Here is a 19,939-nt window from a genome sequence, read left to right as displayed (position 1 = left end):
CCCATCCCGACATGCGCGATGGGTATCGGCGCTGCGCGCCTCAACCCATCCTACGGCTCTGCGACTCAATACACGTCGCGGCGGTACAGCCCGGCTTCCTGCAGCTGGTCGAGCCGCTCGCCGCTGAGCAGCTCGCGCAGCACCCGGTCGACCCCGCCGGCCATGCCCTCCAGGCTGCCGCAGACGTAGATGGCGGCGCCTTCGGCGACCCAGCGCTGGACTTCGCCCGCCGCCTCGCGCAGGCGGTCCTGCACATAGACCTTGGCCGCCTGGTCGCGGGAGAAGGCCAGGTCGAGGCGCGCCAGCTCGCCCCGCGCCAGCCAGCCCTGCAGCTCGTCGCGGCAGTAGAAGTCGTGGGCCGCGTTGCGCTCGCCGAACAGCAGCCAGTTGCGCGAGCGGCCGGCGGCGATGCGCTCCTTGAGCAGGCCGCGCAGCCCGGCCAGGCCGCTGCCGTTGCCGATCAGCAGCAGCGGGCGGTCTTCCTGCGGCCCATGGAAGCCCGCATGGCGGCGCACCCGCGCCAGCAGCGGCGCGCCGAGTTCGGCCTCGACGCACAGCCAGGCGGAACCGAGACCCAGGCTGCCGTCGCTGCGCCGCTGCTGGCGCACGATCAGCTCCAGCGCGCCGTCGCTCGGCAGCGAGGCGATGGAGTAGTCGCGCACGCCCAGGGCCGCGTCGTTGTTGGGCAGCACTTCGAGCAGGTCGCCGGCCTGCCAGTGCCCGCCCGCCGGAGTCTGCAGGCGCACCAGGAAGGTCGGCGCGCCGCTGCTGCCGGGGTTCAGGCATTCGCGGCCGAGCAGGCGCCACTCGCCGAACGGCTGCTCGACCGGGGCCAGCACGGCCGCGCCGGTCAGCTCGCCGAGCCGCTGCTGCCAGCTGGCCAGGGCGGCCTGGTCGCCGTTGTCCACTTCCACCGGGGCGAACAGGCTGCGCGCGCCTTGCAGGTCCAGCCAGGCGTGCAGGCGGCGGGCGAAGCCGCAGAACTGCTGGTACTGGCGATCGCCCAGGGCCAGCACGGCGTAGCTCAGCTCGCCCAGGGCCAGCTGGCTGCCGAGCAGCTTGCGCTCGAAACCGCGGGCGTTGTCCGGCGCCTCGCCGTCGCCGAAGGTGCTGACCACGAACAGCGCGCGACTGGCCTGCTGCAGCGCCTGTTCATCGACGCGGGCCAGCGGCTGCACCTGCACCGCCAGGCCGGCGGCCTGCAGCTGCCCGGCGGTGCGCCAGGCCAGTTGTTCGGCCAGGCCGCTCTGGCTGGCGAAGCCGATCAGCCAGCTCTCGGCGCCGCCCTGCGCCGCCAGCGTACCGCGGGCGGCGCGGGTCGCGCGCTGCTTGCGCCGGCGGTCGAGGTAGAGCAGCCAGCCGGTGATGAAGAACAGCGGCATCAGGCCCGTGGCCACGGCCATCAGGATGCGCCCGGGCAGGCCGAAGTACTCGCCGACATGCAGGGCATAGACGCTGGCCAGCAGCTGCGCCTTGAAGCTCTTGTCGCCGTAGCGCTCGTGCTGTTTGACCTGGCCGCTGAGCGGGTCGAGGCTGAGCTGGTTGAGGGCGCGCGGGTGGACGGCCTCCTCCAGCAGATAGAACACCATCGCCGGCGCGCCGGCCACGCTTGGCAGGCGCAGGTTCCAGGCCACCAGTTGCGGACCGGCGGCCTGCTGCAGGCTGTGCCACACGGCGTCGTAGTCGACCGTCGGCGGCGGCCCGGACGGTGCCTCGCCACGCCCGCCGCGACGCTCGCCGGGCTTGCCGCCCTGCTGGCCGGCCGGGCTGTCGGAGAGCAGGCGGGTCAGGCCGTCACGGTACCAGTCGTAGGACCAGTACAGACCGGTCAGCGCCGCGCAGAGGTAGAACAGCAGGCACCAGGTACCGAACACTGCGTGCAGGTCCCAGTTGAAGGCACGGCCCTTCCTCGCCCAGTCGAGGGTCAGCCAGGCGCGCCAGTTCAGCGCCTGGCGCGGCCAGCGCAGGTACAGCCCGGACAGGCAGAAGAACACCAGCGCCAGGGTGCTGGCCGCGGTGATCTGCTTGCCGGTTTCGCCCATGGCCAGGAAGCGGTGCAGCTGCAGCATCAGGCCGAAGAACGCCTGGCCGCTCGGCTCGCCGAGCAGCTCGCCGCTGTAGGGGTCGAAGAAGCGCATCGGCCCGCGGCGCTCACCGGCTGGCGGGGTGAAGAACACCCGCGCGGCACGGCCATCGCGCTGATCGACCCACAGGCCGACGACGCTCTTGCCCTCGGTCGCCTCGATCTTCGCCACCAGCTCGGCCGGCGCCAGGATGCCCGACTCGCGCACCTCGACCTTGAGCACCTCGGGGTTGAGGGCACCCAGGATCTCGCCCTCGAAGGCGTACAGCGCACCGGTAATGCCCATCACCGCCAGCACCAGGCCGGCCGTGATGCCGAACAACCAGTGCAGTTGGAAAACAATCTTCTTGAACACGACAAACACCTTGCTCAGCAGGCCACGCCCGGATCGGCGCACAGTTTAGTTGGGAAGCATTTGCATCTGCTTGGGGTTTACCCAGCCTTTACCTTGGCGCTCGCCGTCACAGGTCGCGCACGCGCAGGAGAAGCTCGGGGGTGATCTGCGCCAGCTCGCGGCAACCGCACAGGGCCATGCTCGCCTCCAGCTCCTCGCGCAGCAGCTTGAGCAGATGGGCCACCCCCAACGCCCCGGCCGTGGCCAGGGCATGCACATAGGGCCGGCCGATCAGCACCGCATCGGCGCCCAGGGCGATGGCCTTGAGCACGTCGCTGCCGCGGCGGATACCGCCATCGACCAGCAGCAGGGCCTGCGGCCCCACGGCCTGGCGCATGGCCGGCAGCATCTTCGGCGCCGGCAACTGGCTGTCCAGCACCCGCCCGCCGTGATTGGAGACGATCACCCCGGCGGCACCGGCCTGCAGGGCCAGCTGGGCGTCCTGCGGGTGCAGGATGCCCTTGAGCAGCACCGGCAGCGGGCTGTGCCGGCACAACCAGGCCACCTCATCCCAGCGCGGCGCCAGCGCCAGCAGGCCGTCGAACACCGCGCTTTGCCCCGGCTGCAGCTCGGGCAGACGCAACGCCTCCTCCACATTCACCGCACGGATTCCGTCGGGCAGCTGGAAGCCGGCGCGCTGCTCGCGATTACGCACGCCGCTCACCGGCGCATCCACGGTCAGCACCAGCGCCCGGTAGCCGGCGGCAGCCGCCCGCTCGGCCAGCGCCAGGGTGCGTTCGCCATCGCCCTGCCAGTACAGCTGGAACCACAGCGGGCCCTGGGCCACCTCGGCGACCGCTTCGAGAGAGGTCGAGGCAAACGAGCTGAGCACCGCCGCACCGCCCATCACCCCGGCGGCCATGGCCGTGGCCAGCTCGCCCTCGGCATGGAACAGCCGCTGGTAGGCCACCGGTGCCAGCAGGATCGGGTGCTGCAGCTCCTGCCCCAGCAGGCGGCAACGGCTATGGCCGCCGCGCAGATCGCGCAGCATGCGCGGCAGCAGGGCCCAGTCCTGCCAGACCTGCAGGTTGGCCTGGCAGGTCAGCTCATCGGCCGCGCCGCCCTCCAGGTAGGCCAGCGCATTTTCGTCCAGGCGCTGATGGGCATAACGCTGGTAGTCGGCGGCCGAGACCAGGTCGGCGGGGATCGCACTCAGGGGCGGCAGACGCTCCATGCTCACTCCACCCACTGGCGCAGCAGGTTGTGATAGGTGCTGGTCAGGCCGAGTACTTCCTCCGTATCGCCCAGTTGGCCGCGCAGCTTGAGGATGCTCATGTCCAGGTCGAACAGCAGCTTGCGCTGCCAGGCATCGCGCACCAGGCTCTGGGTCCAGAGGAAGGCGGCGATGCGCGCCCCGGCTGTGACCGGCTCGACCCGGTGCAGGCTGGTGGAGGGATAGAGGATGGCGTCGCCGGCGGCCAGCTTGACCTCGTGCTCGCCGTAGGTGTCCTCGACGATCAGCTCGCCGCCCTCATATTCCTCGGGTTCGCTGAGAAACACCGTGGTCGACACGTCGGTGCGCACCTGCAGGCCGCTGAAGCGGTCGCGCTGCAGGGCGTTGTCCACATGGTTGCCGTACTGCCCGCCGCCCCGGTAGCAATTGAACATCGGCGGCAGGATATGCCGCGGCAAGGCCGCCGAGACGAACAGCGGGTGCCGCGCCAGGGCATCTGCGACGCGCTGCGACAGGCCGGCAAAGGCCGGCGAGTCGGCCGGGAACTGCAGGTTGTGCTTGAGCTGGGCGGCCTGGGCGCCGGAGGTGTGCGCGCCATCGACCCAGTCGTGGGCGGCCAGTTCGGCGCGCAGCGTGGCGACTTCCGCCTTGCTCAGTACCTGGGGGATATGTAGCAGCATGGTGCTCTCCTCGCACAACGCAGGAAGCCCGCTTGCGCGGGCTTCCCAGGGGTGACGGCCGGTTAGAAACTGAACTCGGTGGTCATCATCGCCGAGCGCGGCGTGCCCAGCACGGCCCGTGCCCCACTGTTGTTGAGGGTGGCGATGTACTCCTCGTCGAACAGGTTGTAGAGGTTCAGGCGCAGGTTGAGGTTCTCGTTCACCCGGTAGGCGGCCATGGCATCGGCCACCCAGTAGGACGGGATTTCCGGCATGTTGGTGGTGCTGCGGTCGGCGCCCTCGGCGATCAGGCGGTCCTGGTCGGAGACGTAGCGCGCGCCGCCGCCCAGGGTGAAGTCGCCCAGGGTGTAGGAGGTCCACAGGGTCGCGGTCAGGTCCGGCGACCAGCGCACGCCGGTGTTCTCGGTGATCACGCCCGCATTGCTGCGGCTGACCTGATCGAGCTGCTCGCTGTCCATGCTGGCGATACCGGCCGAGACCTGCCAGAAGTTGGTGATCTGCCCGACCATGCCCAGCTCGACGCCGGTCACGCGGATCTTGCCGTCCTGCTGGTAGCTGTCGCTCAGCGCATCGTAGGACACCTGGTTGCTGTTCTCGGTGCGGTACACCGCGGCGGTCAGGTTCAGGCGAGCATCCAGCAGGTCCCACTTGGTACCCAGCTCGACGTGCTCGGTTTCCTGCGGGTCCAGGTTCGGCTGGTTGTCGCTGTTCTCGGAAGTGGACAGGGCGAAGTTGGCGCTACCAGGTGGAGTCAGCGAGTTGGCATAGGACAGGTAGATGCTGCCGTTTTCGGCTGGTTTGAAAACAACACCGCTGTTCCAGCTAGTCAGGTCGCCCGAATCATTCAAGTTGAAAGGTGTAAGGCTGCAATTGGCAACACACTGATTCGGCCCCAGATTTAACCCCTTGCTATCGGTCGTATAGTGCTCAAAACGCACACCGGCATTAACCGACCACTGTTCATTCAAATGCAGCGTATCGAAAGCATAAAAGGCCGCAGTTTCGGTGGTGCCGTCACTGTAGGCACCGGTCTTGAACGGCTTGATCATGACGTCATGAGCGCTGGGGTCATACAGGTTGGCCGGCGGCAACGCCGTGCCTGGATAGCCGACCCCGTCAATGTTCGTCACCGAAGTTGAACCGCCCTCGGTACGCTGGCTCTCGCGCATGAACTCGACACCAGTGGCCAGGGTATTGCGCAGACCGAAGGTGAAGAACTCGGTGCTCAGGTTGGTCTGGTTGGCAGCTATCTCGTTTTCCTGGTCGGTCAGTTGACGCGAGCGTGCAACAGTCCAGGTTGACGGATCCGCTTGAGGCGCCAACAGAGACGGAGGATTAGTTGCACCGCTGGGGCCGGTCAGCACTCGATCCATACTGCTCTTGCCGATGCGCGAAGTGTTGCGCAGGGTAGTCACGTCATTCAGATCGTGCTCCAGCTTGACGGTAAGCATGTCCGCCTCGACATCCTCATAGTCGCCAGTGCTGCCATAGAAGTTTTCTTCGTCGACCTTGCCACCGCGATTCAAGCGGGCATCGGCATTGTAGAAACCGTCCATGCCGATGGTCGGGATACCGCCATCCGGCACATTTTCCTGGCGCACGTGCTGGCTGTAGATATACAGCCGGGTAGCGCCATCCAGGCCGAAGGCCAGAGCCGGCGCCACAGCGTAGCTGCTGTTCTCCACGTAGTCGCGGCCGTCGACGCCGCCGTCGCTGCGCATCAGGTTCAGGCGCAGCGCCGAGCCCTGGTTCAGGGTCTGGTTGATGTCGGCGGTCAGCGCCGCCTTGTCCGCGGTGCCGTAGCCCAGGGTGCCGCTGATGCTGTCTTCCAGGGTCGGCAGCTTGGACACCAGGTTGATGTAACCGGACGAGGCGCCCCGGCCGATATCGGAGCCGGCCGCGCCCTTGACCACTTCCACCTGCTCGATGTTGAACACGTCGCGGCTGACCGCGCCGAGATCACGGATGCCGTCGACGAAGGTCGAGGTCTGGGTGGAGAAGCCGCGCATCATGAAGGTGTCGCCGGCGGCGGTGTTGCCGTTCTCGCCCAGCTGCATGGTGATGCCGGGGGTGTTGCGCAGCGCCTCCATCAGGCTGCTGGCGCCCTGCTCGCGGAGCATTTCCTTCTTGATCACCTGCACGGTCTTGGGGGTGTCCAGCAGGTTCTCGGTCATCTTGTCGTTGGCGCTGCGCGTGGCCTTGTAAGGCACTTCGGCGGCAGAGGTCACACTGGTAGCCGGCAGGCTCAGTTCTTCCTGCACGCTGTCGCCCTGGGCGGCGAACGCCATGGCGGGAACGGCGGCGGCGATCAGCGCGGCGAGCTGGCTGCTCTTGTGATGCTTGCGGCTACGAATGGACATGGTCTCTCCCCAATTTGAAAGATGCCCCGACTCCCTGTGATGGCTCTGTATTGGCCGTGGCGAGAGGGGGGATGATCTAAAGCGGGCAAGATGATAATAATTTACATTTACCGTGGCAATACTTACTGAAAACAATTCTCGTTAAATTACAAGCCCGGCGCCGAGCCCGCCCTGCGCTGAATCGCAGGCACAAAAAACCCCGCCGATGGGCGGGGTTCTTCAGCTGACACACTGCTTACAGGTAGTAGGCCTTCAGCGGCGGGAAGCCGTTGAATTCCACCGCGCTGTAGCTGGTGGTGTAGGCGCCGGTGGACAGCCAGTACAGGCGGTCGCCGATCGACAGGTTGAGCGGCAGGCCGTACTTGTAGTTCTCGTACATGATGTCGGCGCTGTCGCAGGTCGGCCCGGCGATCACCACCTCTTCCATCTCGCCCTTCTTCTCGGTCCAGATCGGGAACTTGATCGACTCGTCCATGGTTTCGATCAGGCCGCTGAACTTGCCCACGTCCACATACACCCAGCGCTCCACGGCGGTACGCGACTTGCGCGCCACCAGCACCACTTCGCTGACCAGCACGCCGGCGTTGGCGATCAAGGAACGGCCCGGCTCGAGGATGATTTCCGGCAGGTCGTCGCCGAAGTCCTCCTTGAGGAAGCGGATGATTTCCTCGGCGTAGGTTTCCAGGCTGTTGGTGCGGGTGATGTAGTTGGCCGGGAAGCCGCCACCCATGTTGATCAGCTTGAGCTCGATGCCGTCTTCTTCCTTGAGGCGCTCGAAGATCACCTTGACCTTGGCGATGGCCGCGTCCCACACGGAGATGTCGCGCTGCTGGCTACCCACGTGGAAGGACAGGCCGTAGGGCACCAGACCCAGGTCGCGGGCGAGGATCAGCAGGTCCATGGCCATGTCGGTCTGGCAGCCGAACTTGCGCGACAGCGGCCAGTCGGCCGTGGTCGAGCCTTCGGTGAGGATGCGCACATAGACCTTCGAGCCCGGCGCGGCCTTGGCGATGTTGCGCAGGTCCGCCTCGGAGTCGGTGGCGTACAGGCGCACGCCCTTCTCGTAGAAGTAGCGGATGTCCTTGGATTTCTTGATGGTGTTGCCGTAGCTGATGCGCTCCGGGCCGACGCCGGTGGCCAGCACCTTGTCCAGCTCATAGATGGAGGCGATGTCGAAGTTGGAACCCTTGTCGCGCAGCAGCTCGATGATCTCGACGGCCGGGTTGGCCTTGACCGCGTAGTACACCTTGGCGAACTCGAAACCGGCGCGCAGGTCGTCGTAGGCCTGGCCGATGATCGCGGTGTCGATCACCACGAAGGGGGTTTCGTGCTTGTCGGCGAAGGCCTTCATCTTCTGGAAGGTTTCGCGCGGGTAGTAGTCTTCGACCTTGATCGGCATGCAGGAACTCCAAATGGGTAAGGCAAGCTATGGGTGCTTAACAGGGATGATGGCTCGTCGAAGAGCCGCGAACGTCTAATCCGTTTCCCCACTTTGGTTCGCCTACTTCCCAAGGCATGTCGCCGAGGATTGCGGCCTGAAGGGCCTGCAACCTCTCGTCGTCAGTACTTGAGCCGGATGGATCGTTTCCAGCATGGACGTTCGGGCGCGAACTTTAGGACCATGGGGGCCCGAGATCAATCAAAAATTGCCGCCGTTTTACCCCCGATTGTCGCCTGACTGATTGACTGTTTCTAATCCTCAACAAAACGTCAGGAATGCTGCACAAAGCCGCGCCGGCCCTGTGCGCCAGCCGGGCGCCGCGCAGCCCGCGTTTCCCGTTATAATCGCCGCCTTTTTTGACAGACCGACTATCAGTCGACGGGTTCCCCGAGCATGACCATCCAGGCCGCAGAAGTCGCCAAACGCCGTACGTTCGCCATCATTTCCCACCCCGACGCCGGCAAGACCACCATTACCGAGAAGCTCCTGCTGATGGGCAAGGCGATTGCCGTGGCCGGTACGGTGAAGTCGCGCAAGTCCGACCGCCACGCCACCTCCGACTGGATGGAGATGGAGAAGCAGCGCGGCATTTCCATCACCACCTCGGTGATGCAGTTCCCCTACCGCGAGCACATGATCAACCTGCTCGACACCCCCGGCCACGAAGACTTCTCGGAAGACACCTACCGCACCCTGACCGCGGTGGACAGCGCGCTGATGGTGCTCGACGGCGGCAAGGGCGTTGAGCCGCGCACCATCGCCCTGATGGACGTGTGCCGCCTGCGCGATACGCCAATCGTCAGCTTCATCAACAAGCTCGACCGCGACATCCGCGACCCGATCGAACTGCTCGACGAGATCGAGGCGGTGCTGAAGATCAAGGCGGCGCCCATCACCTGGCCGATCGGCTGCTACCGCGACTTCAAGGGCGTCTACCACCTCAAGGACGACTACATCATCGTCTACACCCCGGGCCACGGCCACGAGCGCACCGAGGTCAAGATCATCCAGCACCTCGACTCCGACGAGGCCCGCAGCCACCTGGGCGACGAGTACGAGCGCTTCATCGAGCAGCTGGAACTGGTGCAGGGCGCCTGCCACGAGTTCGACCAGGAGGAATTCCTCGCCGGCCAGCTGACCCCGGTGTTCTTCGGCACCGCGCTGGGCAACTTCGGCGTCGACCACGTGCTCGACGCGGTGGTCGACTGGGCGCCGCAACCGCTGGCGCGGGTGGCCAACGAGCGCACCGTGGAACCGGTGGAAGAGAAGTTCAGCGGCTTCGTGTTCAAGATCCAGGCGAACATGGACCCGAAACACCGCGACCGCATCGCCTTTATGCGCATTTGCTCCGGTAAATACGAGAAAGGCATGAAGATGCGCCACGTGCGGATCAAGAAGGACCTGCGCATCGCCGACGCCCTGACCTTCTTCTCCAGCGAGCGCGAGATGCTCGAAGAGGCTTATGCCGGCGACATCATCGGCCTGCACAACCACGGCACCATCCAGATCGGCGACACCTTCAGCGAAGGCGAGGTGCTCGGCTTCACCGGCATCCCGCACTTCGCCCCTGAACTGTTCCGCCGCGTGCGCCTGAAGGACCCGCTGAAATCCAAGCAGCTGCGCCAGGGCCTGCAGGAACTGGCCGAGGAAGGCGCCACCCAGGTGTTCTTCCCCGAGCGCAACAACGACATCATCCTCGGCGCCGTCGGCGTGCTGCAGTTCGACGTGGTCGCCAGCCGCCTCAAGGAGGAATACAAGGTCGAGTGCGCCTACGAGGCGATCAACGTCTGGTCGGCGCGCTGGATCGAGTGCGACGACAAGAAGAAGCTCGAGGAATTCAAGGACAAGGCCTTCGAGAACCTGGCGGTCGACGGCGGCGGTCACCTCACCTACCTGGCGCCGACCCGGGTCAACCTGAGCCTGATGGAAGAGCGCTGGCCGGACGTGAAATTCCGCGCCACCCGCGAACACCACTAAGCGCGGCGCACCCTACGAGAGCCGATGGAAAGCCCCGCACTGCGGGGCTTTCGCATTTTCCGGACGGCAAACAAATGTGACCAGGTAGTCACAGCATCGCGTCACCCAGAAACCTTCCCTTTCTGGCCCTCCCTTTCACCATGCACCCACTGCGCAAAACCCTGCACAACGAACTGCACGCCCGGCCGTCGATCTATTTCCGCGAGCCGTCGCACGTCTACCACCTGGCCTTCGTCGATGCCGAGCAGGCCTGCGTCGAGCTGGTCGGCCAACTCGAGCGCCTGGCCAGCGAAGTGCTGCCGGCCAACGAGGTCCAGGGCCTGCTGCGCCTGGACGCGGCCACGCTCAAGTGGGAGCGCCACAGCGAGTTCTTCACCCTCACCCTGGTGCTGCCCCGCCCCGCCGGGGGCGAGCCCTGGCCGGCGCTGCCCGAGCCGCTGGCCGGCCTGATCCAGCCGCTGCGGCCCCTGCTGATCAGCGCCGTGCAGGTGCTGGTGGAAGCCGAACGCGACTGGGCCGGCAGCGTCGCCGGCTACGGCTTCAAGGACCCCGCCGGCTCCAGCCTGGGCGACGGCGACGCCACCGTCTGGTCGGACTTTCGACTCGACGAGCACGGCGTCAACCGCCTGCTGCTGGTCAACCGCCGCCTCAACGCCTACCGCCTGGGGCGCATGATCCGCCGCCTGCTGGAGATCGAGACCTACCGCATGATGGCCTCGCTGGCCCTGCCGGTGGCGCAGGACGTCAGCCGCCAGCTGAAGGACTACGACCGCGAACTGGCTGCGCTGTCCGACCGCAACGCCGAAGGCAGCGACAGCGCCAAGGTGCTCTCCGCCGCCATCGCCCGGCTCTCGGCGCGCATCGTCCGCTGCACCGCGCGCACCCGCCAGCGCTTCGGCGCCACCGAGGCCTACGCGCAGATAGTCGGCGAGCGCATCGCCGAACTGCGCGAAAGCCATGTCGACGACTGCCAGCGCCTCGGCGTGTTCATCGAACGGCGCTTCCGCCCGACCGTGCGCTACTGCGCCGCCACCGACCAGCGCCTGGTGCGCCTCGGGCAGAGCGTGGCCAACCTCGGCGACCTGCTGCAGGCGCGGGTGCAGGTGGAAGTGGAAGAGCAGAACTCGGCCATCCTGCGCAGCCTGAACGCCCGCGCCGACACCCAGATCAAGATCCAGAAGGCCGTCGAAGGGCTCTCGATCATCGCCATCAGCTACTACCTGCTGAGCCTGTTCAAGCTGTCCTACGAGGGCCTGCATGGCCTCGGCCTGGCCATCCCGGCGAAGACCGCGATGCTCGCCATGGGCCCGCTGGCGCTGCTGATCCTGCTCGGCATCATGCTGCGCATCCGCCGGGCGCGGCAGCACTGAGGGCGGGATAGCCACAGCGCTCCGCCATCGGCCTAAGGCCCCGGCACCCTATTCGGCGAGCGCACCGAGCATCTGCACGCGATCGCGATTGGCGCGCCACCAGGGCAGCAGGGCATCGCCGGGCATGGGTTTGGCCACGAAGTAACCCTGCGCCTCGCCGCAACCGAGGCTGCGCAGCAGCATCCAGTCCTCGCGGGTCTCCACGCCCTCGGCCACCACGCGCAGGCTGAGCTTGCGCGCGATATCCAGGGCGCTTTCCAGGAGGATGCGCAGGTGCAGGCTCTGGCTGGCGCCATTGACGAAGGCGCGGTCCACCTTGAGCTCCGAACAGGGCACCCGAGACAGTTGCAGCATGCAGGAGAAGCCGGTGCCGTAGTCGTCCACCGACAGGCCGAAGCCCTTCAGGCGCAGGCGCGCCAGGGTGCCCAGGGTGGTGCCGAGATCCACCATGATGGCGCTTTCGGTGATTTCCAGAATCACGTGGTGCGGCGCGATGCCGCTGGCCGCTACCCGCTCGATGATCTTGTCGGCCAGCTTGGAGTCGGCCAGGGAGCGCGCCGAGACATTGATCGAAAAACTCAGCGGCAGTCCCGCGTCGTGCCAGCGCCGGCAATACTGCAGCGACATATCGAGCATCTGCAAGGTGACCTCGGAGATGTACCGGCTACGCTCGACCAATTCGATGAAGTGCACGGGCGCCAGCAGGCCGTGCTGTGGATGCTGCCAGCGAATCAAGGCTTCCACGCCCTTGAGCTGACCTTCGCGCAAACCCACCTTGGGCTGGAAGTAGGCGACAAACTCCCGCTCGCGCAGGGCGCGCTCGATATCCTGCTCGTTCAGCTGCGGCCCTGGTGCCTGGGCTTCGCTATGCTCGGCACGTAACTGCGCGACGGAGAAGCGACTCAGGCTGGAAGCCAGCTGCTCGTACAGCACCGGTTTCTGCAAGACCCCGAGCAGACGCAAGCCCAGGCTCTTGCCCATGCTCTCGACCACGTTGAGCAACACGCTTTCCCGCGCGCTGGCCACGATCACCGCCGGGTCCAGGCCCAGGCGCACCAGCTCGTGCAGCACCTCGACACCGTCCATGCCCGGCATTTCCAGGTCGAGGATGACAGCCTCGATCAGCGGATTGGTCTTCAGCTGGGCCACCGCGTCGAAGCCATCCACCGCCTGCAACACGTTGTCGATGCCCATGTCGCCGCACAGTTCAACCATGAACTGACGCTGCAACTCGCTGTCGTCGATTACCAGCAGATGCTGGGGAAGTCTGTTCGAGATCATCGGATCGTCCTTTTATCGCCAGCTCATGACCACACTGGGAATTTCATCCAACGCAATCACCTGCTCCACGCCCCCCAACTTGATCGCCTCTTTCGGCATACCGAACACCACGCAACTCTCCTCGTCCTGGGCATAGGTCCGGGCACCTGCCTCGTGCAGCTCCTTGAGGCCGCGCGCGCCATCGTCGCCCATGCCGGTCATGATCACCGCCAGGGCGTTCCGCCCAGCCTGCACCGCCGCCGAACGGAACAGCACATCCACCGACGGGCGGTGACGACTGACCAGCGGGCCATCCTTCACCTCCACCAGGTATTGCGCCCCGCTGCGCTTGATCAGCATGTGCCTGCCGCCCGGGGCGATCAGTGCCCGCCCCGGCAGCAGGCGATCGCCATCCTGGGCCTCGCGCACCTCGATGGCGCACAGTGAGTCGAGACGCTCGGCGAAGCTGCGGGTGAACTTCTCCGGCATGTGCTGGACGATGGCAATGCCCGGGCTGTTGACCGGCAACTCACACAGCACGCTTTCCAGGGCCTGGGTGCCGCCGGTCGAAGTGCCCAGCAGGACGATTTTCTCGGTGGTGCGCTGGTTGATCAGGCCACCAGTGGGCGTGCTGACCAGCGCATCGGCAGTCAGCTTTACGGCTGGTTTATGAGAGGCGCTGGCACTCTGCTGCTTGACCCTGGCGCGGGCCGCGGTACGCACGGCGTTGACCATGTCCTGGGCACTTTGCTCGAGGAAATCGCGCAGGCCCGAGGTGGGCTTGCAGATCACCTCCACCGCACCGGCCGACAAGGCCTGCAGGGTGATATCGGCGCCCTTCTCGGTGAGCGTCGAACAGATCACCACCGGGGTCGGCCGGGTGGCCATGATCTGGCGCAAGAAGCTGATGCCATCCATGCGCGGCATTTCCACATCCAGCAGAATCACGTCCGGCCACAGCTTCTGCATCTTCTGCATGGCCAGGATCGGATCCATCGCGGCACCGATCACCTCGATATCCTTATGCGGCTGGAGCAACTGCTGCATGGCTTCGCGCATCACCGCCGAATCATCGACGATCATCACCTTGATGCTCATGACGCCATCTCCTGAAACGGGCCGTCAGCCAGTGAATCGCCATGACGCACCCAGACATAACCGGTATTGAGATCGAAGCGCAGGACCCGGTGGCCATTGCCCCCGACGTCACGCGCGCAGGCCTGCAAACCGGCCCGCTGCAGGCAGGTGTCCGCCAGTTCGACGTTCTTCCTGCCGATATCGCCCCCCCCGTGCGCCGAGCTCGTCTGCAGCACGCGCGAGCCACCGAACAGCTTGATCTCCGCCGCCTCGAGGGGCTGGCCCAGCACACGACTCTGCTGCTGCAGCCACAACCAGGCCTCGCGCCCATAGCGCCCATCGAGGTCACGGCTATGGCTGCGCAAAATACGCCGGCGCTCCGGCAGCATGAAGTGGCAAATCCCGCCCTTGCTGACCTGCGGGTACCACAGGGTAATGGCCACACAGGAGCCGAGCAGGGTCTCCACCAGCGTTTCGCCGCCGAAGAACATCTCGCCCGGCTTGAGGTAACACTTGGCGCTCATCGCAGCGGCTTCCGGTAGATCGACGGCGCCAACTGCTCCAGGCGCATGGGCGGGCCCTGCAACGACTCCGAGTGGCCCACCATCAACCAGCCGCCGGGGCGCAGGCGCTCCAGCACATGCTTGAGCACCAATTGCTTGGTCGGCAGATCGAAGTAGATCAGCACATTGCGCAGCAAGATCACATCGAACAGCCCGAGTTCCGGAGCCGGGCTGGTCAGGTTGTTGGGCCGGAACTCGACGCGCTCGCGCAGCTCACGCTCGACCAAGAAATAGCCCGCATAGCGATCCCGCCCCTTGAGGCAATAGCGCTTGAGGTAATGCGGGGGAATCTTGTCGCCCCGCCCCTCGACGAACAGGCCTTTGCGCGCCGACTCCAGCACCGCCAGGCTGACATCGGTGCCCACCACGCTCCAGGCCTTCGGGCTGCGATGCTGATCGAGCAGCATGGCCAGGGTGTAGGCCTCTTCACCCGTCGAGCTGGCGGCGCTCCACACCCGCAGATCGGCCTGCCCATGCAGCTGGGGCAGGATCTTCTGCTGCAGGTAGTCGAAGTGCTGCGGCTCGCGAAAGAAATACGTCTCATGGGTGGTGATCAGGTCGATGGCGACTTCCAGCTCGTCCGCGCCCTGCGGCGAAACCAGCAACTTGTAGTACTGCTGATAGCTGTCGAGCTGCAACGCCGCCAGGCGCTTGGCCAGGCGACCGCATACCAGCGGCTTTTTCACGGGTGGCAACTGGATGCCGACCTGGTCGTAAAACAGCCGTTGCAGCAGCCGAAACTCGGCCTCCGACAGGGCTATCTGCCGGGCAGAAAAGGAAACGGCTGCACTACTCATGGTCTTTTTCTCAACTGCCAGACAGTTCCAGATCGCCGACCAGTTCGGCCAGCTCATCCAGCGACAGCACCTGGGGAATATCCAGCACGATGACGAACTGCTCGTTCTGCTTGAGGATGCCGGCGATGAAATCGGCGCGGATGCGCGCCCCGAAGGTGGGCCGGTTCTCCAGCTGACTGGGCTCCACCGCCAGCACGGCATTGACCGCATCGACGATGATGCCGAGCAGCTGCAGGCCATCCTGCTGGGCCACTTCGAGAATGACGATGCAGGTGCGCTTGTCGATCGCCGTGCGCTCACGTCCGAAGCGCACGGAAAGATCGATGACCGGCACCACCGCGCCGCGCAGGTTGATCACCCCGCGCAGAAAGGTGGGCATCAGTGGAATCTCGGTCAGCCCGCCAAACTCAATGATCTCGCGGATGTGCTCGATCGGCAGGGCGAACAGCTCATTGCCCAGGGTCAGGGTGAGGAACTGCTGGGTCAACGGCGCTTCCGCCGTTGCCAGCATGCGTCCCGGACTTTGCACCGGTAGATTGCTCATGGCCCAGCTCCTAGTAGCGGGTGAAGGCCGATTCGTCGACCTGTTCGTCCTGCACCGGCCGGCGCGGGCTCAGCGGCTTGGCTTTCTTGCCAGGCTGCACGGGCGCGCGCGCGACATGCCGGCTGGCCTGCTCGTCGGCCAGGCGGAAGAACTGGATCATCTCCTGCAGCTGCAGCGCCTGGGCGCTCATCTCCTCGGAGGTGGAGGACAACTCCTCGGAAGCCGAGGCGTTGACCTGGGTGGTCTGCGCCAGCTGGCCCACCGCCAGGTTGATCTGCTCCAGGCCGGTGTTCTGCTCGCGCGAGGCGGAGGAGATTTCCTGCACCAGGTCGGCGGTCTTGCGAATCGACGGCACCATCTGCTCGAGCAGCTGGCCGGCACGCTCGGCCAGGGTCACGCTGCTGCCGGCCACGCCGCCGATTTCCTGGGCGGCCACCTGGCTACGCTCGGCCAGCTTGCGCACCTCGGCCGCCACCACGGCGAAGCCCTTGCCGTGGTCGCCGGCCCGCGCCGCCTCGATGGCGGCGTTGAGTGCCAGCAGGTTGGTCTGGTAGGCGATGTCGTCGATGATGCCGATCTTGTCGGCGATCTGGCGCATGGCCATGACCATCTCGCGCACCGCCGTGCCACCTTCCACCGCGTCCTTGGACGACTGGCTGGCCATGCCGTCGGTGACCTTGGCGTTCTCGCTGTTCTGCGCCACGGTGGCGGAGATCTGCTCGACCGAGGCACTGGTTTCCTCGACGTTGGCCGCTTGCTCGGAAGCGTTCTGGCTCAGCGCCTGGGCCGACGCGGCGACCTGCTCGGAGGCCGAGGCCAGCGAATCGGCGGTCATCCGTACGTCGCCCATGATGCTGCGCAGCTTCTCGGTCATCTGGCGCATGCTGGCCAGCAGGCTGTTGTTGTCGCCCTGGCGCAGCTGCACATCGACGGTCAGGTCACCGGCAGCGACACGACTGACCACTTCGGCGGCATAGGCCGGCTCACCACCGAGCTGGCGAACGATCATGCGGGTGATGAACAGGCCGAGCGCCAGGGAGATGATGAAGCCGCCGACCATCAGGCTGGTCAGCAGGGTCATGATATTGCCGACTATCACATCCGCTTCCTGGTTGGTGGCGTCGGCATTCTTGGCCATGATCGCCGCCAACTCGGCGCGCATGTCCGCCATGTCGAGATACAGGGGGTATAGATCCTGATTGACGAAGGTCAGCGCCTCGGCCTGGCGCCCCTCATCGAGCAGACGGAAGAGCTGGGAGAGCATGTCGCGGTACTTGGCCATCGCCGGATCGAGCTTGGCGACCACCGCCTGCTCCTCGGGCGACAACAGGGTTGACAGATAGTGCTTATAGCCCTCGTCGATGACCTTGAGGCTGCTCTCGAAATCGCTGCGCACCTTGGCGGCCAGGCTCGAATCCTGGGTGGTGGCCAACAGCATCAGACGCCGATAGTTTTCTGAGCCGTGGGTACGCACGTTACCGATGTCGTTGATCGGTACCAGCTGGTTGGCGTAGATATCGGTCATCATGTCATTGACCGTGTTGACGCTGCGGGTACCGATAAAGCCGATAACCCCGGCGATGGTGGCGACGACCAGAAAAGCCAGAATCAGCTTGGTCGCCAGTTTCATGTCGTTGAACATTGTCATCTCCTGACGTTCCGTTAGTAGGTCGAAACTACGGTTGGGGTGGCCTTGGGCTGACCATTATTAGGATTGCGGGCTGACGCCAGGGCATTGCTGGCCCGCTGAATCAGTTGCGGAACATCGAGAATCAGCGCCACGCTGCCATCGCCAAGGATGGTCGAACCGCTGAGCACCTTGTTGCGCGCGAAGACCTGGCCCAGCGGCTTGATCACCGCCTGGAACTCGCCGACCAGCTCGTCGACCACCACGCCGGCCCGCTCCGGGCCGAACTGCAGCACCACCAGGCTGGCCCGCCCACCGGCCGCGGCCTCCAGGCCGAACAGCTCGCGCAGGCGCACATAGGGCAGCGCTTCGCCGCGCAGGTTGAACAGTTCGTTGAGCTCCTGCTGCGGGCCCAGGTCGACGCACTCGATGACCTGGTCCAGCGGCAGGACGAAGACCTCGCCGGCCACCTTGACCTGGAAGCCGTCGATGATCGCCAGGGTCAGCGGCAGGCGAATGCGCACCGTGCTACCCAGACCGAACTCGCTGAGCACCTCGACCTCGCCACGCAGCTGCTCGATATTGCGCCGCACCACGTCCATGCCCACCCCGCGCCCGGACAGGTTGGTCACCTGCGCCGCGGTGGAGAAGCCCGGCTCGAAGATCAGCCGGTAGACTTCCTGGTCACTGAGCTGCTGGTCAGCCTGCACCAGGCCCTTCTCTATGGCCTTGGCCAGGATGCGCTCGCGATCCAGGCCACGACCGTCGTCGCTGACTTCGATGACGATGCTGCCCGACTCGTGATAGGCGTTCAGACGCAGCAGGCCACGCGCGGTCTTGCCATGGGCCTGGCGTACATCCGAGGGCTCGATGCCATGATCCATGGCGTTGCGCACGATGTGCATCAGCGGGTCGGCCAGCTTTTCCACCATGGACTTGTCCAGCTCGGTGTCGGCGCCGGTGATCAGCAGCTCGATGTCCTTGCCCAGTTCCTTGCTGATATCGCGCACCACCCGCGGGAAGCGCTGGAACACTTCGCCGATGGCCACCATGCGCAGGGACAGCGAAGCGTCGCGGATATGTTCGACCAGGGTCGCCACGCCCTCGTTGGCCTCGGCCATGGCTGCCGTGTCGCCCTGGCGCAGCGACAGGCTGGCCGCGGCACCGGCAATCACCAGCTCGCCGACCAGGTTGATCAGCTGGTCGAGCTTGCCCACCTCGACCTTGATGAACACCTGTTCCTGGTTGCGCTTGTCTTCCACCTGCTTCTGCTTGTGCAGGGCCGCCGACACCACCGGCGGCGCCACCAGTTGCTCCTCGACCAGCAGGGTGCCCAGCGGCGGGGCCGGTTGCCGCGCGCTGCTCTGCCGTTCGAGCACGCGCTGCAGCTCGTGGGTGGTCAGCGCGCCGCTGCGCACCAGCATCTCGCCCAGGCGCCCCGGCCCTTCGGGCAGGCTGGCGATCAACTTGATATAGGCCTCGATGGCACTGTGCGGCGGCAGGATCAGCAGCTGACAATCTTCGCGGATGAACTCGAAGGCATCCTCGATTTCCTGCTTGCTGGCGTTCGACTCGAACTCCAGTTCGTAACCCAGGTAGCTGCTTTCGGCATCGAAGCTGGCGGCAGCCGGCACCCCATCGGTCAGGGTATGCAGGTAGACGATACGCCCCAGCTTGCTCAGGTAACGCAGGAACGACAGCGGGTCCATGCCGTTGCGCAGCACGTCGGCATTGGGCCGCAGGGAGATGTGCCAGAGGTCGCTGCTGACCGCCTCGCCTTCCAGCACATCGACCCGCCCGGTAGTGGCCTGCACTGGGGATACCGCAGTGCTTTCCGCCGCCGGAGCTGCAGCCGCCTCGACGGCGGGTTGCAGGTAGTCATTCAACTGGTTGAGCAGGTGTGTGCGCAGCGCCGGGTTGGGCTCGTTGGCCTCGCTGCGCTCCTCCACCGCGGTAAGCAGGCTGCCGATATAGTCGCCGCAGGTCAGCAGCAGCGAGAGCATGGCGCCGTCGAGGGTCTGTTCGCCGTTGCGCACTTCGTCCAGCAGGCTTTCCACCACATGGGTGAAGTTGATCAGCGACTCCAGGCCGAACAGCCCGGCCGAACCCTTGATGGTGTGCGCCGCGCGGAAAATCGCGTTGACCCGCTCGCTGTTGTAACCGTCGTTCTCGATTTCCAGCAGCGCTTCCTCCATCGCCGCCAGCAGTTCACGCCCTTCCTGCACCAGGGCGCCACGGGCTTGATCCAGGTTCATGGGCGATCTCCAGCAGCGTCCAGCGGGATGACCAGCGGATCGCCCAGTTCGGCGACCAGGTTGAGCAGGTCGAGCACCTCGCGCACGCTGGGGGCATGCTGGGTGAAGGTCAGGCTGCGCCCCTGGCGCTGCGCCTCGCGCTTGAGCATCAGCAGGATCTGCACGCCACTGCTGTCGAAATCCTCGACGCCGCCCAGGTCGATATCCAGCTGCTGGTGGCCGCCCAGCACAGCGAGCAGTTCGTCCTTGAGCTGGGCCGCGCTATAGATGTTGAGCTCGCCCTGCACGGCGGCGATGAATCGCCCCGCTTCTTCACGACTGTGGATTTCGCTCATGG

The 19,939-nt window shown here is 65.6% G+C and carries 15 protein-coding genes and 1 pseudogene; 2 read left to right on the top strand and 14 right to left on the bottom strand.

Going from position 1 to position 19,939, the window contains the following annotated elements; genetic code table 11:
* Positions 1-65 precede the first annotated feature (65 nt).
* From GV001_RS05050 to GV001_RS05030, 5 genes are all read right to left on the bottom strand, one after another.
* Positions 66-2,438 carry a sulfite reductase flavoprotein subunit alpha gene (locus GV001_RS05050; RefSeq protein WP_160078555.1) on the bottom strand — a complete coding sequence of 791 codons (2,373 nt, stop codon included), beginning with the start codon at positions 2,436-2,438 and terminating at the stop codon, positions 66-68.
* Positions 2,439-2,544: 106 nt separating this feature from the next.
* Entirely contained in the window at positions 2,545-3,651 is a 1,107-nt protein-coding gene (locus GV001_RS05045) for an alpha-hydroxy acid oxidase (protein WP_160078554.1), read from the bottom strand.
* A gap of 2 nt (positions 3,652-3,653) precedes the next feature.
* The gene (locus GV001_RS05040) at positions 3,654-4,331 is read right to left on the bottom strand and encodes a Fe2+-dependent dioxygenase (RefSeq protein WP_160078553.1); all 678 of its coding nucleotides are present in this window, start codon (positions 4,329-4,331) and stop codon (positions 3,654-3,656) included.
* 62 nt (positions 4,332-4,393) lie between these two features.
* A complete protein-coding gene (locus tag GV001_RS05035) occupies positions 4,394-6,691 on the bottom strand; it encodes a catecholate siderophore receptor Fiu (protein ID WP_160078552.1) in 2,298 nt (765 codons plus the stop codon).
* Positions 6,692-6,926: 235 nt separating this feature from the next.
* The gene (locus GV001_RS05030; RefSeq protein ID WP_160078551.1) at positions 6,927-8,090 is read right to left on the bottom strand and encodes a type III PLP-dependent enzyme; all 1,164 of its coding nucleotides are present in this window, start codon (positions 8,088-8,090) and stop codon (positions 6,927-6,929) included.
* A gap of 435 nt (positions 8,091-8,525) precedes the next feature.
* Between GV001_RS05030 and GV001_RS05025 the strand changes: the two genes are divergently transcribed.
* Together GV001_RS05025 and GV001_RS05020 are read left to right on the top strand one after the other, a co-directional pair.
* Positions 8,526-10,109, top strand: a complete 1,584-nt coding sequence (locus GV001_RS05025) for a peptide chain release factor 3 (RefSeq protein WP_160078550.1) — start codon at positions 8,526-8,528, stop codon at positions 10,107-10,109.
* Between the two features lie 140 nt (positions 10,110-10,249).
* A complete protein-coding gene (locus tag GV001_RS05020) occupies positions 10,250-11,479 on the top strand; it encodes a DUF3422 domain-containing protein (RefSeq protein ID WP_160078549.1) in 1,230 nt (409 codons plus the stop codon).
* Positions 11,480-11,527: 48 nt separating this feature from the next.
* Here GV001_RS05020 and GV001_RS05015 read toward each other — a convergent pair whose 3' ends face one another.
* From GV001_RS05015 to GV001_RS04980, 9 genes and pseudogenes are all read right to left on the bottom strand, one after another.
* Positions 11,528-12,760 (bottom strand): EAL domain-containing protein, encoded by a 1,233-nt coding sequence (locus tag GV001_RS05015; RefSeq protein WP_160078548.1) that lies wholly within the window; start codon positions 12,758-12,760, stop codon positions 11,528-11,530.
* 12 nt (positions 12,761-12,772) lie between these two features.
* Positions 12,773-13,837 (bottom strand): chemotaxis response regulator protein-glutamate methylesterase, encoded by a 1,065-nt coding sequence (locus tag GV001_RS05010; protein ID WP_160078547.1) that lies wholly within the window; start codon positions 13,835-13,837, stop codon positions 12,773-12,775.
* Complete coding sequence (locus tag GV001_RS05005; protein ID WP_160078546.1) at positions 13,834-14,340, bottom strand: chemotaxis protein CheD; 507 nt, start codon at positions 14,338-14,340, stop codon at positions 13,834-13,836. Before GV001_RS05005 ends, GV001_RS05010 begins: the two co-directional genes overlap by 4 nt.
* Positions 14,337-15,176 carry a protein-glutamate O-methyltransferase CheR gene (locus GV001_RS05000; RefSeq protein WP_160078545.1) on the bottom strand — a complete coding sequence of 280 codons (840 nt, stop codon included), beginning with the start codon at positions 15,174-15,176 and terminating at the stop codon, positions 14,337-14,339. Before GV001_RS05000 ends, GV001_RS05005 begins: the two co-directional genes overlap by 4 nt.
* A 10-nt stretch (positions 15,177-15,186) precedes the next feature.
* A complete protein-coding gene (locus GV001_RS04995; RefSeq protein WP_218583055.1) occupies positions 15,187-15,687 on the bottom strand; it encodes a chemotaxis protein CheW in 501 nt (166 codons plus the stop codon).
* Positions 15,688-15,730: 43 nt separating this feature from the next.
* On the bottom strand, positions 15,731-16,891 hold the full coding sequence (locus tag GV001_RS04990) for a methyl-accepting chemotaxis protein (RefSeq protein ID WP_372238570.1): 1,161 nt from the start codon (positions 16,889-16,891) through the stop codon (positions 15,731-15,733).
* Positions 16,871-17,350, bottom strand: a pseudogene (locus GV001_RS20285) (MCP four helix bundle domain-containing protein); the annotation flags it as partial. The gene GV001_RS04990 and the pseudogene GV001_RS20285, both read right to left, overlap by 21 nt.
* 32 nt (positions 17,351-17,382) lie before the next feature.
* Positions 17,383-19,602, bottom strand: coding sequence for a chemotaxis protein CheA (locus GV001_RS04985; protein WP_160078542.1), 2,220 nt, complete (start codon positions 19,600-19,602; stop codon positions 17,383-17,385).
* A complete protein-coding gene (locus GV001_RS04980; RefSeq protein WP_160078541.1) occupies positions 19,599-19,937 on the bottom strand; it encodes a lipid asymmetry maintenance protein MlaB in 339 nt (112 codons plus the stop codon). The genes GV001_RS04985 and GV001_RS04980 overlap by 4 nt, the downstream gene beginning before the upstream one ends.
* Between the last annotated feature and the right edge of the window lie 2 nt (positions 19,938-19,939).

Source organism: Pseudomonas sp. 8AS (assembly GCF_902506505.1).
GTDB lineage: Bacteria > Pseudomonadota > Gammaproteobacteria > Pseudomonadales > Pseudomonadaceae > Aquipseudomonas.
This window is presented reverse-complemented; position numbering and strand designations above follow the sequence as displayed.